The sequence below is a fragment of the Halobellus clavatus genome, assembly GCF_900107195.1.
Classification (GTDB): Archaea; Halobacteriota; Halobacteria; order Halobacteriales; family Haloferacaceae; genus Haloquadratum; species Haloquadratum clavatum.
On the sequence record NZ_FNPB01000004.1, the window covers coordinates 203,745 to 218,063 of the forward strand.

11 protein-coding genes are annotated in these 14,319 nt (G+C 64.6%); 6 read left to right on the forward strand and 5 right to left on the reverse strand.

Annotated features, from left to right (window positions below):
• Window positions 1-117: 117 nt before the first annotated feature.
• Entirely contained in the window at window positions 118-1,452 is a 1,335-nt protein-coding gene (locus BLU74_RS07960) for a phenylacetate--CoA ligase family protein (protein WP_175454595.1), read from the reverse strand.
• A gap of 221 nt (window positions 1,453-1,673) precedes the next feature.
• On the opposite strand from BLU74_RS07960, the gene BLU74_RS07965 reads away from it, so the two are divergent.
• The gene (locus BLU74_RS07965; RefSeq protein ID WP_217635346.1) at window positions 1,674-2,243 is read left to right on the forward strand and encodes a UGSC family (seleno)protein; all 570 of its coding nucleotides are present in this window, start codon (window positions 1,674-1,676) and stop codon (window positions 2,241-2,243) included.
• An 18-nt stretch (window positions 2,244-2,261) separates the two neighbouring features.
• A complete protein-coding gene (locus tag BLU74_RS07970) occupies window positions 2,262-3,350 on the forward strand; it encodes a hypothetical protein (RefSeq protein ID WP_089766739.1) in 1,089 nt (362 codons plus the stop codon).
• 130 nt (window positions 3,351-3,480) lie between these two features.
• Here BLU74_RS07970 and BLU74_RS07975 read toward each other — a convergent pair whose 3' ends face one another.
• Complete coding sequence (locus BLU74_RS07975; RefSeq protein WP_089766740.1) at window positions 3,481-4,518, reverse strand: zinc-binding dehydrogenase; 1,038 nt, start codon at window positions 4,516-4,518, stop codon at window positions 3,481-3,483.
• Between the two features lie 113 nt (window positions 4,519-4,631).
• Here BLU74_RS07975 and BLU74_RS07980 point away from each other — a divergent pair, with 113 nt between their 5' ends.
• The 4 genes from BLU74_RS07980 to BLU74_RS07995 all read left to right on the forward strand — a co-directional run bounded on the left by BLU74_RS07980 (window position 4,632) and on the right by BLU74_RS07995 (window position 9,775).
• A complete protein-coding gene (locus BLU74_RS07980; RefSeq protein ID WP_175454596.1) occupies window positions 4,632-5,561 on the forward strand; it encodes an NAD(P)/FAD-dependent oxidoreductase in 930 nt (309 codons plus the stop codon).
• 142 nt (window positions 5,562-5,703) lie between these two features.
• Complete coding sequence (locus BLU74_RS07985) at window positions 5,704-7,137, forward strand: aldehyde dehydrogenase family protein (protein ID WP_089766742.1); 1,434 nt, start codon at window positions 5,704-5,706, stop codon at window positions 7,135-7,137.
• Window positions 7,138-7,401: 264 nt separating this feature from the next.
• Window positions 7,402-8,877, forward strand: a complete 1,476-nt coding sequence (locus BLU74_RS07990) for an MATE family efflux transporter (protein ID WP_245705761.1) — start codon at window positions 7,402-7,404, stop codon at window positions 8,875-8,877.
• A gap of 49 nt (window positions 8,878-8,926) precedes the next feature.
• On the forward strand, window positions 8,927-9,775 hold the full coding sequence (locus BLU74_RS07995) for a beta-keto acid cleavage family enzyme (RefSeq protein ID WP_089766743.1): 849 nt from the start codon (window positions 8,927-8,929) through the stop codon (window positions 9,773-9,775).
• A 423-nt stretch (window positions 9,776-10,198) separates the two neighbouring features.
• On the opposite strand, the gene BLU74_RS08000 is transcribed toward BLU74_RS07995, so the two are convergent.
• From BLU74_RS08000 to BLU74_RS08010, 3 genes are read right to left on the reverse strand one after another with little or no spacing between them, the layout of a single operon-like run.
• Window positions 10,199-11,182 (reverse strand): ABC transporter permease, encoded by a 984-nt coding sequence (locus tag BLU74_RS08000; RefSeq protein WP_089766744.1) that lies wholly within the window; start codon window positions 11,180-11,182, stop codon window positions 10,199-10,201.
• A complete protein-coding gene (locus BLU74_RS08005) occupies window positions 11,179-13,329 on the reverse strand; it encodes an ABC transporter ATP-binding protein (RefSeq protein WP_089766745.1) in 2,151 nt (716 codons plus the stop codon). Before BLU74_RS08005 ends, BLU74_RS08000 begins: the two co-directional genes overlap by 4 nt.
• A 1-nt stretch (window position 13,330) precedes the next feature.
• Window positions 13,331-14,239: an ABC transporter permease gene (locus BLU74_RS08010; RefSeq protein ID WP_089766746.1), complete on the reverse strand. Its 909-nt coding sequence runs from the start codon at window positions 14,237-14,239 to the stop codon at window positions 13,331-13,333.
• Between the last annotated feature and the right edge of the window lie 80 nt (window positions 14,240-14,319).

Sequence of the window (14,319 nt, forward strand, 5' to 3'; positions counted from 1 at the left end):
CGAGCCGCCTCCAGGGCTGACGACCAGTCGTCCGCGAGGCCACGCCTCGAGAATGCTTCCGTCGCTTCGTCGCGTTTCACCGAACCGAACAGCGGAGCGACCCCGCTTCGTGCGGCCTCACTCCTCTCGCTCTTTGAGGAGTTTGGTCTTGTACTCGCCGGCCGGGAGGTCGTCGACGTCGACCACCGTCGGATCGATGCGTGCCTTCAACTGCTCGCGAACTTCGGTGATAGCCTCGTCGACGAGTTCGGCCTCGTCGCGGCTGCTGCCCGGTTCTCGGGCGATCTCGACCGGGATCGGTGTCTCGAAATTGACCGTGCCTTCCTCGGGGAGAATCACCCGGAGTCGGGGCGCGATGCCCTCGACGTCGGAGATGACATCGCGGATGGCCGACGGGAAGACGTTCATTCCTTTGTAGATCAGCATATCGTCGGCACGGCCCGCGACCTGGATCTTCGGGGCGGTGCGGCCGCAGTCGCACTCGGTGTCGATCACTTCGACGTAGTCGCCGGATCGGAATCGGAGGAGCGGGGTCGCCTCCCGCCGAAGGTGCGTGTAGACGAGTTCGCCCTCCGCCCCGGGTTCGAACGGCTTCGCCTCGCCCGTCTCGGGGTCGATCAGTTCGGGATGGACGAACCCCTGCGCGTGGAAGTGCATCCCGTTCTCCTCCTCGCACTCGGCCCACATACTGCCGAGAACGTCGCCGAGGCCCATCGCCTCCCGGACGAGATCGGCGTTCCAGACGTCGTAGAACTCGGCGCGGATTTCGGGGTTCGCGATGCCGGGTGCGGCCCCGCCGATGACCTTCGTGAACCCGAAGTCGTCGGGCGCGACGCCGACGACGTCTTCGGCGTTCTCAGAGAGGTACCGGATGTGTGAGGTCGTCGTCCACAGAATATCGGGCTGGACGTCGAGCGCGACCGAGAGCAGCCGTTCGGTGCTCTCTCCGCCGGCGGGCACCACGTTCGCGCCGAGTTTGGTCAGGCTCTCGAAGTAGGGGGTCCCGCCCGTGATCATCGTCTGCCCCGCGCCGAACAGGACCGTATCCGCCGGTCGGACGCCGACCGTGTAGAAGGATCGCTTCTGCACCGTGTTCCAGTTCCGGCGATCCTGCGTGGTCAGGCCGAAGTAGGTCGGCTTGCCGGTCGTCCCCGAGGAGGAGATCGTCCGGTTGAGCGCGGACTTCGGCGCGGCCTGGTGCTCGCCCAGCGGTTTCGCGGGGACGGTGTCAGTCTGTGAGTCCCGCTCGTCCTGCTTCGTGGTGAACGGGACCTCCCGGAGCGCTTCCAGGGAGGTGATGTCGTCGGGATCGATGTCCCACTCGCGGAACCGACGGCGATAGAAGTCGGAATGCTCGCGGAGATACTCGATCTGCTCGGGCAGCAGTCGCTCGTGATCGGCACAGACGTCCCCCCACGGACGCGTCTCGATCGGGTCGTAAACATCCGCCATACACCAGCGCTTAGCGAACCACATATTTTAATATAACGGACGGCAGGTCCCACGACGACCTCGGCCTCTCAGTGGTGCCGCTCGACACAGCGGGCCGGTAAAACCCTGAGGACCCGAAATCCAGTCCGTTCGCCCGAGTGGTTCGGAATCCGTTCCGTCGCTGTCCAGGATTTCACTCCGCCAACACAAATTATATGTCGTGTTAGTATGTTATATAGCGTATGGGACTGATCACTCCCGGATCGGAGTCAGACGAGACCGAGCAACTACCGCTGGTCCCGCGAGTCGATTCGCTGGACGGCAAGACCATCGGCCTGTACGATAACGGGAAACCGGCAGCCGAACCGCTTCTCACCGCCGTGAAGGAGAAACTCGCGGACCGCTACCCCGACGCCGAGTTCACCTGGTACCACGTCGAACACCTGAACCAGATCAAGAACGACGACGAGCAGGACGCTGTCAAGGAGTGGGCCGCAGACGTCGACACCGCGATCGGCGCGATCGGCGACTGTGGGTCCTGTACGAAGTTCCTGGCGTGGGGCATCGAACTGATCGAGGACGCCGGGACCCCCGGCGTCGGCCTCATCGACGAGGGCTTCGAGCTCGACTACCAGTCGAACGCGATCGAACGGGGCCGGGCGTTGCGGTACAAGAAGACGCCGGTCCGCTGTGAGACGACCGACCTCGACCGCGTCCGCGACGAAGTGTCCGAAGACGTCGTCGACGGGATCGTCGACGAGTTGACCCGCGAACTGAACGAGAAGGAACGCGCGGACCCGGTGCCGCAGTAACTCCCCTCCCTATCCTCTATGTCCGAACAATCAGAAACCGAGCAGTCGCTCGACGAGATCAACAAGTCGCTGTACAGCGAAGGAATGACCGACGGCTTGCCGGTCATCCCGCCGACCGACGAGCGGGTCGAAGAGATGCTCCGCGGGATCGACCGTCCCCGCGACGACGTGGTCGCTCGCCTCGGGAACAACGAAAACGCCCTCACCGTCGAGACGCTCGCGGCGAATGCGGTGATGGCCGGCTGTCTGCCGACGTATATGCCGGTTCTGGAAGCGGGCGTGCGCGCGCTCGCCGATCCGGATTCGAACTCGATCCAGTTCTCGGTCAGCACGGGGTCGTGGGCCTATCAGTGGATCGTCAACGGCCCGGTTCGGGAGAAACTCGACATCGAGAGCAGTTCGGGCGCGTTCGGCCCGAGCTTCCACGCGAACCAGACGATCGCCCGTGCGCTGGGGATGGCGTACCGCAACACGGCGAAGATCTACCCCGGCGAGAAGGACATGGGCGTGATGGGTAACCCCGCGAAATTCTATATGCTGGCGGCCGAGAACGAGGAAGCCAGTCCCTGGGAGCCCTACCACGTCACCCACGGTTACGACGCGGACGACAGCACCATCTCGCTGGCGGGCCCGAACAGCTGGGTCCAGTGGCTCCCCAGCGAGAACGAGGGCGAACACGTGCTTCGCGGAATGATCCGGAACACGCCCGAGTCGATGCGCGCGAGTTCCGGCGAGGACCTCAATGCGACGATCACCCACGTGATCAACCCCTACAACGCCGAGGAACTCGAGAAAGAGGACCTCACTAAAGAAGAGATCAAGGAGTACATCGTCGAGAACTCCTACCGGACGACAGACGAGTACGCGCCCGCCCGTCACTCCGGCGACGGCATCCCGCCGCGACAGGTCAAGCAGTATCAGGACACCGACGCCGTGAAAGTGGCCTGCATCGGCGGCCCCGGCCGGGTCAACGCCATCTTCGGCACTTCGATCGGGGGGCCGGTCACGAAGAAGATCCACTTCCCCGACAACTTCGACGAACTCCTGGAGGAGTACGCCGACGACGTCGAGCGGAACTGGGTTCCCACCGAGGGCTTCTACGAGTAGTCCCTCGCCCCCGACCGAGCATCGATTCTCCGTCCGTTTCGCTGCGTTCCTTCGTATTCGGCCGGCTCGGAACCGACGCTGACAGCCGCGTCGAAATGAATCATAGGAAACTGAGGCTGTCTCGATCCGACTACGGGCAGACGAGGATCTTTCGCTCCTCGCTCTCGTCGTCGGTCAGCGCGTCGAAGCCGTCCGCGACGATGTCGTCGAGGCCGACTCGCGAGGTCACGTACTTCTCGGCGTCGAGGTCGCCGTTCTCGAGCTGTCGGATGACGACGCCGTACTCCTCGGTCAGTCGCGGCCCGACCAGATGCGAGGTCGACCCGCCGACGGTACGCTGATCCTGGACGAGCAGTTGCGGTTCGAATTCCGCAGGCCCGCTGAACACGCCGATAACGGTCGTGTGGCCGTCTGCACGCGTCGATTCGACCGCCTGCGTCAGCGTGTTCTCGTGGCCGACGGCCTCGAAGGCGACGTCGGCGCCGCGGCCCGTCTCCTCGTGAATCCGCTCGACGGGGTCCTCCTCGGTCGGATCGATCAGGACGTCTGCACCGAAGTCCGCAGCCACCTCGCGCCGAGAGTCCTGCGGTTCCGAGACGTAGATCGGCCCGCCGCCGGCGGCCTTCGCCGAGCGGATCGCGCCGAGACCGATCGGCCCCGCGCCGACGACGGCGACGCTGTCGCCGACGCCGAGCGGCGACTGGCGAACCGCGTGCAGACCGACGCTGACCGGTTGGGCGATCGCGGCGTCCGCCGGCGAGACACCGTCGGGAAGCGGCACGGCGTTATCGGCGCTCTCGACCACCTGTTCGGCGTAGCCGCCCGGACGGGCCGACGTGGCGTTCAGGTCGCGACACAGATTGTATTTGCCCTCCTCACAGCACCAGCACTCGCCGCACGGGGTGTGTGGGCCGAGCACGACCTCGGTTCCGACCGCTAGGTCGACACCCTCACCGGTTGCAGCGATCGTCCCGCCGATCTCGTGACCGAGCGTCTGCGGGAGGTCTTCGTCGTCGAAGAAGTCGTCGGTGTGTTGATAAAAGTGGAGGTCAGATCCGCAGATCCCGCAGGCCGCGACGTCGACGAGGACTTCACCCTCGCCGGGTGTCGGTGCTTCGACGTCGTCGATACGAATGTCTTCCTCACCGTAGAGTCTGGCTGCTTTCACAGTCGTTTATCCCTATCGATCAGCATAAATATACTGGTGAGAGGGGTCCCTGTGGGACGGTGTTTCGGCCGTAGAAACCTTTTTGCCTGCGCTGGAAGAATCGCGAGGTAACTGTGACACACGACCTCATTATCGTCGGAACCGGCCCTGCCGGTCTGACCGCGGGCGCGTACGCGGGACGCAGCGGACTCGACGTCCTGTTCTTCGAGCGAGAATCGATCGGCGGCGATCTCGTCAACCGCCACGAGATCCGGTCTTACCCGGGGTTCCCGGACGGCGTCTCCGGGACGGAACTCCGTTCGAAGATGGTCGAGGCGGCCGAGGCCTACGACCCTGACGTCGAACTCGATACTGTCGAACAGATCGACCCCGGTGCGGACGGTGCCCCGCACGTGCTGCACACCGAGGGCGGCGAGTACGAAGCCCACGCGGTCATCCTCTCGCCGGGCGGCACCGACCAGCGCCTCGGCGTCCCCGGCGAGGAGACCTACGAAGGCCGGGGCATCTTCCACTGTGCCACCTGCGACGGCCCCCTGTATCGGGACGAGCGCATCGCCGTCGTCGGCGGGCGGAACCACGCCGTCATCGACGCGGTGTTCCTGACCGAGTACGCCAGCGAGGTGGTGGTGCTCGACTCCGAACCGGAACTCGACGCGGACGCGACGATCGTCGCGGAAGCCGAGTCCCACCCGGACGTCGAGATCCACACGGAGACGACCGTCACCGAGTTCGTCGGCGAGGACGGCCTCCTCGAGGGCGTGGCAGTCGAGCGCGGGGCGTCGGGGGAGACCGAGACGCTCGACGTCGGCGGCGTCAACGTCAACGTCGGCTCCGTACCGAACACCGACTTCCTCGAGGGGACGCTGGACCTCGATACGGAGGGACGTATCGTCGTCGACAACCGGATGGAGACCACCGTGCCGGGAATCTACGCCGCTGGCGACGCGCGGCAGGGGAGCCCACACGAGATCGCCGCGGCCGTCGGCGACGGCACGACGGCGATCATGGCGGCCAAAGATCACATCGCCCGGTCCGCAGAGTGAGGAATCGGCCGTCTCTCCGCCCAGATGAGCCGGTGAAGATTTCTATAACGAATGTTATGAATAACGTTATTTAGCAGAACGACGAATCACATTCCACAGCGGTCATTCGGACGCCTGCGACCGGTCCCGCTGGTGGAATACAATGTCACTCGCAACCCAAGAACGGTATCCCCTGTTCATCGACGGAGAGCACGTAGAGCCATCGAGCGAGGAGTACCGCGAGACGATCGACCCCGCGACCGAGGAACCGATCGCACAGTACGCCGTGGCGTCGGCCGCGGACGTCGACCGAGCCGTGACGGCGGCCCAGCGCGCCCAGACCGAGTGGGCGGAGACGGACGCCGACGAGCGCGCTCAGGTCCTCGGCGACGTCGCCGACGCGATTCGGGAGAACGCCGACCGCCTCGCGGAGATCGAAACCCGGGATCAGGGCAAGCCGATCGGCTACGCCCAGGGGATGATCCAGGGGGCGGCGTCGACGTTCGACTTCTATGCGGGTGCGACGGACAAGATCGAGGGGGAGAGCTTCCCGGTCGGCGAGGACGGCGTCAACTTCACGCTGAAGGAACCCTACGGCGTGAGCGCGCAGATCATCCCGTGGAACACGCCGCTCAACCTCACCGCACAGGGCATCGCTCCGGCGCTCGCCGCCGGCAACGCGGTCGTCGTGAAACCCGCGCCGACGACGCCGCTGCCGCCGCTGTACCTCTCGGAAGTGTGCCAAGAGGCGGGCGTTCCGGACGGACTGATCAACGTCGTCAACGGCGGTGCGGAACCCGGGGCCGCGCTGTCGGGCCACGATGGGGTCGACACCATCTCGTTCACCGGCAGCGTCCCGACCGGACAGGCCGTGATGGAATCCGCAGCCAAGAATATCACTCCGGTGACGCTCGAACTCGGCGGGAAGAACCCCGCCGTCGTGATGCCCGACGCCGACCTCGAGGAGGCAGTCACCGCGATCCAGATCGGGATCTTCAGCAACACCGGACAGATCTGTGCGGCCGCCGACCGGGCGATCGTCCACGAGGACATCTACGACGAGTTCGTCGAGATGATCGTCGAACGCGCCGAGGGATACGAACTCGGGGCGGGGATGGACGATCCGGATATGGGTCCCCTCAACCACGAGGCCCACTTAGCGGAGGTACTGGAGTACATCGAGACCGGGATCGACGAGGGGGCGACGCTGGAGACTGGCGGTGACGCACCCGACCGGGACGGGTACTTCGTCGAACCGACGGTGTTCTCCGACGTCGACAACGGGATGACGATCGCCCAAGAGGAGATCTTCGGCCCGGTCCTCTGTGTGATTCCGTTCTCCGATCAGGCGGAGGCGATCGAGATCGCCAACGACATCGAACTCGGCCTCACAAGCGGTGTGTTCACGCAGGATCTCGACACCGCGATGGAGATGACCAAGGCCATCGAGGCCGGTACGGTGTACGTGAATCAGTGGTTCGGCGGGTCGACCGCCTCGCCGTTCGGCGGCTACAAGAAGAGCGGCATCGGTCGCGAGATGGGAATGTACGCCTTCGAGTCGCACCTGCAGACCAAGACCGTCTCGATCGATCTCTGAGCGCCGCAGACGCCTCCGTTTCGACCTGTAACGAACCGGTTCTCTTTCCGCCGCTCACGAAACACGTCGGAGCCGTGCGCCACTCACTCGCCGTCGAGGGAGCCGACGACCGCCGAGACGAACCGTTCGGGAGCGGTGTTCATCGCCGCGTGGCCCTCGCGGTCACCTGCACCATACGACGGCTACTGGGGACGGTCGTCTAAATCTTGGCTCCGGGGGCGGCGAGACCAAGCTATTTACCGCCCTGTATCGTCAGCCAGAGTCGTGCGCAGCACACTTCGCGAGGAGGTGCGCTCAGCCCTGGATGCGTATCCGGGGGCGCTGGCGCGCCTCGGCATCCTCGACCGCGAGATGGGCGAGGAGATCTTCGACCTCGCGGTCCCGGTGATCGTCACCGGCAGCCTCCGGACGCTCGTTCGGACCGTCGACTTCTTTATGGTGAGCCTCGCCCTCGGTGCGGCGGCGGTCGCTGCCCTCCAGTTCGGCTTCCAGTACAGCCTCCTCACGCTGGGGATCGGCCTCGCGCTCGCGAGCGGGACCATCAGCATCGTGTCCCGGTTCACCGGCGCCGGCGAGTCGGCCCGGGCGAACCTTGCCCTGGAGCAGTCGCTGTGGCTGACGCTCTGTCTATCGACGCCGTTCGCTGTCGTGGGGTGGGTCTGGCCCGCGCCGTTGATCGACGTGCTGACCGACGATCCGGCAGTCATCGAACTGGGGGGAACGTACCTGAAGCTGCTGATGATCTCGACGCCGTTTCACTTCTGGACCATCGTCGCCTCCCGCGCGCTCGCCGGCGTCGGGAACACGCGAACGCCGATGTACATCAGGACCAGTTCGCTCCCCGTGAACACCGCAGTGAACGCCGTGCTCATCTTCGGTCTCGGACCGGTCCCGGCCCTCGGGATCGCGGGGGCTGCAATCGGCACGACGGTCGCGAACGTCCTCCAGGCGGCGCTCTTTACCGCCGCGTTCTTCTCCGGACGGTACGGCCTCGAACTGTCGCTCTCGGGGCCGCACGTCGATCGCTCGATTATGCGCGAGATCGTCCGAGTGAGCCTCCCGGTTTCGGGCTCCCAACTCGCGACGATCGCGGCGCGATTCCCCTTCCTGTTCATCCTCGGAACGCTGGGAACGAACGTCGTCGCCGCCTACGCGATCGGCCGGCGGATCGTGACCCTGGCGCGGATGCCGGCGTGGGGCTACGCCACGGCGTCGAGCACGCTCGTCGGACAGGCGCTGGGCGACGAAGACGATGCGTCCGCAGAGCGGTACGGGTGGCAAAGCGTCAGGATCTCGCTCGCCACGGGCGTCATTCTCGGATCGCTGATCGTCGTCGGCGCACGCCCGCTGGCGCTGCTCTTCGGCGCAGACGACGTTGGACTCACGGTGACGTTCATCTACGTCTTCAGCGCCGCGGTCGTCGGCTTCAGCATCAGTCGCACCTTCCAGGGCGCGCTTCGGGGTGCGGGCGACACCCGAATCCCGTTCTACGCGTCGCTGATCGGCAACTACCTGATCCGCCTCCCGATCGCGGCGCTGGCGCTGTCGGGCAGCGTCACCGTCGGTCTCCTCGGGGTGTCGATCGCGCCGGGACTGGGGCTGGGACTGACCGCGGTCTACGTCTCCGTCTGGGCGGACATCTACGCCCGAGCCGCGATCAACTGGGGCCGGTACCGCTCGGATCGGTGGAAGGAGATCGGCCGCGCCGGCGTCGCCAGGGCCCGGGCGGGGGCGGACTGACCCGTCTGTAGAGAAAAATTATTACCAACCCGGCCGAAAGCAGTTGTCGATGGCCTATCAGGGATACGCGGACTACTTCGAGAAACCGGTAATCATCAGTGTCGCTCCCACGGGCGGGATGCACGGCAAGGAGGCGAACCCGAACCTCCCCGAACAACCCGAAGAGATCGCCGCTGACGTCCGGGCGTGCGAGGAAGCCGGCGCGTCGATCGTCCACGTTCACGCACGCGACGAGAACGGCGACCCGACCAAGGATCCGGCGAAGTTCCAGGAACTCCGCGAGATCATCGACGAGCGGTGTGACGACATCATCGTGAACTTCACCACCGGCGGCGGCAACGACCGCGAGGGACGCATCCGCCCGGTACTGGAGACCGAACCGACACCCGACCTCGCGACGGTCGACCTCGGCCCGCTCAACACCCGCGGTGACACGGTCGCGATAAACACCCGCGTGCAGAACGAGGAGTACGTCCGCCGGATGCACGACCACAACGTCAAGCCCGAACTCGAGGTGTTCGGTCCCGGGCACCTCACAGAGGTGCACCACCTCGTCGACGAGGAGATGCTCGAAGAGCCGTTCTGGACCACGCTGATCCTCGGGATGCAGACGGGGACGATTCCGGAGCCGCGAAATCTGATCAATCTGATCGACAACCTCCCGGACGGAGCGGAGTGGCAGTGTATGGCGATCGGTCGCCACCAACTGCCGCTCACCACGATGGCGATGATCCTCGGCGGCCACGTCCGCGTGGGGATGGAGGACAACGTCTACTTCCGGAAGGGCGAACTCGTCGAGAGCAACGCACAACTGGTCGAGCGCACTGCCGCGATCGCCGACCAGCTTGACCGCCCGATCGCCTCGACCGAAGAGACCCGAGAGATGCTGAACCTCTGAGGCCGGCCGGTCGTCGATCGCTCGGCACCACAGCGACAATACTGCCAGATCGACGAGTCCCAGACGGGCTGCACGCCCGTCACCGAGTACGGACGACACGAGGGCCGGACTCGTCACGGCATACGTCGACGAGAGCTGTTTCACGATCGAAGACGTCGCGGATCACACCGTCGCCGACGCGATAGTCTTCGAAGAGGGATGCGAGTCGGTCGACAACGAGACCAGAGTCACGTGACTGTGCCGTTCGACCGCAGGACGTCCGCGATTCGCATTTCGATTGACCGCAGCACGTCCGCGATTCGCGTTCCGACCGATTGCACCACTTCCGCGGTGTGCGTCTCGCTCGACAGTCTCCGATTGCTTCCTCGTGATCCACGGACAGAGAACGAGTGAGGTGCGGAAGAGAGAGATCCGACGTCGAGGCTATTCGCCCTCGATGGTGATGCGCGGGTCGATGATGGTGTAGAAGATGTCGACCAGGAAGTTCCCAGCCACGATCCAGATGGCGATGATGAGGAACATAAACTGGATGACCGGCGTGTCGCGCGCGAACACCGAGGTGAGCAACAGTTGTCCAATACCGGGCCAGTTGAAGACGATCTCGATGAGGACCAGTCCGCTGATGGAGGTGGCGGTCACCGCCGGCAGGACCGTGATGACCGGCAGGGAGGCGTGTTCCATCACGTGCCGGAACCGGGTCCACCTACCGAGGCCCAGGAGCCGCTGATAGACGGCGAACTCCTGGTTGCGGACCTCGACGACGCTCCCCCGCATCACCAGCGTGGGGTAGTACATATACTTGATAACGACCGTGACGAACGGCAGCGTGTAGTGGTACCAGAAGCTCTCGGTGAGGTATATCTGCCATCCGGGGTTGTTGGTCACGACCTCGATCGACGCGATACTGCCTGATGGGAACCAACCCAGGGCCGACGAGAAGATAGCGATCAGCAGGATGCCGATGAAGAAGTCCGGCGTCGTCCCGATGATGTTCGGCGGGATGATCCCGTACTTCTCGAGAGTGCTCCCGGGGTTGGTTCCGAGCAGGGCGCCGTACAGCGAGCCGATGACGAAGGCCGTCAGGACGCCGGGCAGGGCCAGGATCATCGAGTTGCGCAGCGCGGGCGCGACGACGTCGATGACCGGCTTGCTGAACTGTCGGGACATCCCGGCGTTTCCGGTGAGCATATTGCCCATCCACGTCAGGTACTGGATGTAGATGGGTTCATCGAGGCCCCACGCCTCGCGGACCGCCTCGACCTGTTCTGGCGACGCCCCCTGCTGGAGGAGGAGCGTCGCGTAGTCTCCCGGCATCAACCGGAAGGAGAAGAACAGGAACGTGGCGATGGCGAACACCAGCAGTATCGACACCACCATCCGCCTGGCGTAGTAGTAGAGTTGACTCATCGCTGCTCACCCCCGTCGCTGATGGCGGCCGCAGGCGCGTCGGCGACCTTCTCGACCTCGGCGTACTCCTCGTGGTCGTAGTGAAGGTGGCAGGCCGTCTGGTGGTCGTCGCCGTCGACGTCGACGTAGGCCGGTTTCGTGTCGCAGATGTCCATCCGGTCGGGACACCGGTCCTTGAACCGACAACCCCCGGGGAGGTCCGTCGCATCGCCCGGCGTTCCGGGCAGTTCCGCCCACTCCCGCTTGTGGTGCGGGTCGGGCACTGGGATGGCCTGCAACAGCGACCTGGTGTAGGGGTGCTTGGCCTCGTTGAGGAGTTCCATCGTCGGCGCGCTCTCGACCAGGCGGCCGAGGTACATCACGTTGACCCGGTCACAGACGTACGAGACCGTCGAGAGGTCGTGAGAGATGTACAACATCGATACGCCGTACTCGTTGGTCAGGTCGTTGAGCAGGTCGAGGACCGACGCCTGGGTCGACACGTCGAGCATCGACACCGGCTCGTCGGCCAGGATGACGTCCGGTTCGAGGATGAGCGCGCGGGCGATGGCGACTCGCTGTTTCTCACCCCCGGAGAGCTGTGACTCGCTCCGGTCGATGTACTGCTCGGCGGGCGTGAGCCGCACCTGTTCGAGGATGTCCAGGACCCGTTCCTCGCTGCGCTCCATATTGTGGATGCGCAGGGGCTCCATCAGCGTCTCCCGGACCGTGAAGTGCGGATTGAGGGTGTTGAAGGGGTCCTGGAGGATGATCTGGACCCGCCGGCGGAACTCCTTCCAGTCGCTCTTATCGAACTCGGAGACCGGGTCGCCATCGAACAGTATCTCGCCGTCGGTGGGGGGGTACTTCCCCATAATCGTCTGGAGCAGCGTCGACTTCCCACAGCCACTCTCACCGATGACGCCTTGGATCTGGTTGCTCTTCAGTTCGAGGTCGACTCCGTCGACGGCCCGGACCGGTTCGTCCTCCTCGCCGAAGAATCGGGACTTGATGCTGTCGATGATGTTGGTCGACTGATCGAAGTGCTTGTGGAGGCCGTCCAGTTCGAGGACGGTCTCTTCGTCACCGCCCCGGTCGGCGTCCGCCGAGGCGCCCTTCGCGATTGGGTTCTCGCCCGCGGCCCCGCCCGTCTGATCGCGCTCGCTGAGGTATTCAGCGGCGAGTTCTTCCATCTCGTCGCTCCGGATGCAGGCGACCTCGTGGTCATCGTCGTTGTCGGGCACGTCTTCGAGGGGCGGTGCCCCCTCCCAGCATTCACGTTCCGCCCACGGGCAGCGGTCCGCGAACGTACAGAAATCGACCTCTTCCTCCTGAAGCGAGGGGGGAGTCCCCTCGATGCCTTCGAGTTTCCGATTGGGGTACCGGATGTCGGGGAACGCCCGCTGGAGGAGCGTCGTGTAGGGGTGACGGGACTCGTCGAAGAGGGCCTCTGTCGATCCCTGCTCGGCGATCTGTCCGCCGTGCATCACCGCCATCGAGTTACACATCTCGAAGACGACGGCGATGTCGTGGGTGATGAACAGCAGGCTGAAGTCCCGTATCTCCCGCAGTTCGTCGAGGTGTTTGAGGAACTGGTCCTGCATAATCACGTCGAGCGCCGTCGTGGGCTCGTCCGCGATGATCATCGAGGGTTCGAGCAGGAGCGAGAAGGCGATGATGGCCCGCTGTTTCATCCCGCCGGAGAACTGGTGGGGGTAGTCGTGGACCCGCGATTCGGGGAGGCCGACGACGTCGAACAGCTCTTTGAGCTTGTTGACGGCCTTCTCCTCCGACCAGTCGGTGTGTGCCTCCGCGACCTCGATGGCCTGCTCGCTGATGCGCGCGAGGGGATTGAGGCTGTTCATCGCCGACTGGGGAATCACGGCGATCTCCTTCCAGCGTATCTTCTCGTTGTACTCCTTCTCGGAGAGGTCTTGGATCTCCTCGCCGCGGTACTTGACCGTCCCGTCGGTGATCCCCCCGTTGGCGTCCAGCGAGTTCGTGACCGCCTGTGCGAGCGTCGACTTCCCGCAGCCGCTCTCTCCGACCAGCCCGAAGTACTCGTTGGGGTCGATGCTGATCGAAGCGTCCGTGACCGCGCGGAGATCGCCGCTGTTCGTCTGATACGTGATGTCTAGGCCTTCGATCTCGAGGAGTGGTTCCGTCATATTAGCCACCGAATTCGGAGACGTTTGTTTCGTGCACGCGCTCGTAGCCGCGGCCGAGCATAAAGATGCACAGCACGGTCAGCGAGATTGCGAACCCGGAGGTGAACGACCACCACCACGCCGAGGCGATGTACCCCGAGTTGTAGGCGTTGCGAAGCATCAGCCCCCAGGAGGGGACGCCCAGATCAGCGAACCCGATGAAGGCCAGCGACGCGCTGATGATGATCGTGAGACCGGTCCCCAGCGAGAAGAAGAGGACGATCATTCCACCGAGGTTCGGGAGGATGTGCCGGGTGATGATGTACCGGTCGCTCGCCCCGAGCATCTGGGCTGCCCGGACGTGTTCCCGTTCGCGTATCTGGAGGACCTGTGACCGGAAGACGCGGGCGTTGTTCCGCCACAGCAGGCACCCGATGATGAGGATGGTCGTCCAGGTGCCGACGCCGAAGTACGCCGCGAGGACGATCGCGGTCGGGATGAGGGGAATGCCGAATGCGAAGTCCGTGACACGCATGAGGATGTCGTCGACGCGGCCGCCGTAGTACCCCGCGCTGACGCCGATGGCGACGCCGATAGTGACGACGAGCGCACCGCCAAGGAGGCCGGTGAACAGCGTCGGACGCGCCCCGTACAGGAGACGGCTGAACACGTCTTGTCCTCGTGAGGTGGTGCCGAGCGGGTGCTCGACCGACGGCGGCTGGAGTTCGAGGACGCCACCGCTCTCAGCGAAGAATATCTCGTCTGGCTGATAGGGGGCGATGGACGGTCCGAACAGCGCGAGGAACAGCACGAACAGGAACCCGAGGAGGAACGCGACGGTGAGCCTGTCCGAGAGGTACAGTCGCAGTGACGAGCGGAGGTTGCGGAGCAGATAGTGGTCCGTTATCCTGCTGATGCTACTAAGTATCATGGTCCCTCATGACGCATTCATACTTGTAGGAGGACATAACTCTTTCCAATAGTGAGGGTGACGAGCGCCAGACACCGTCG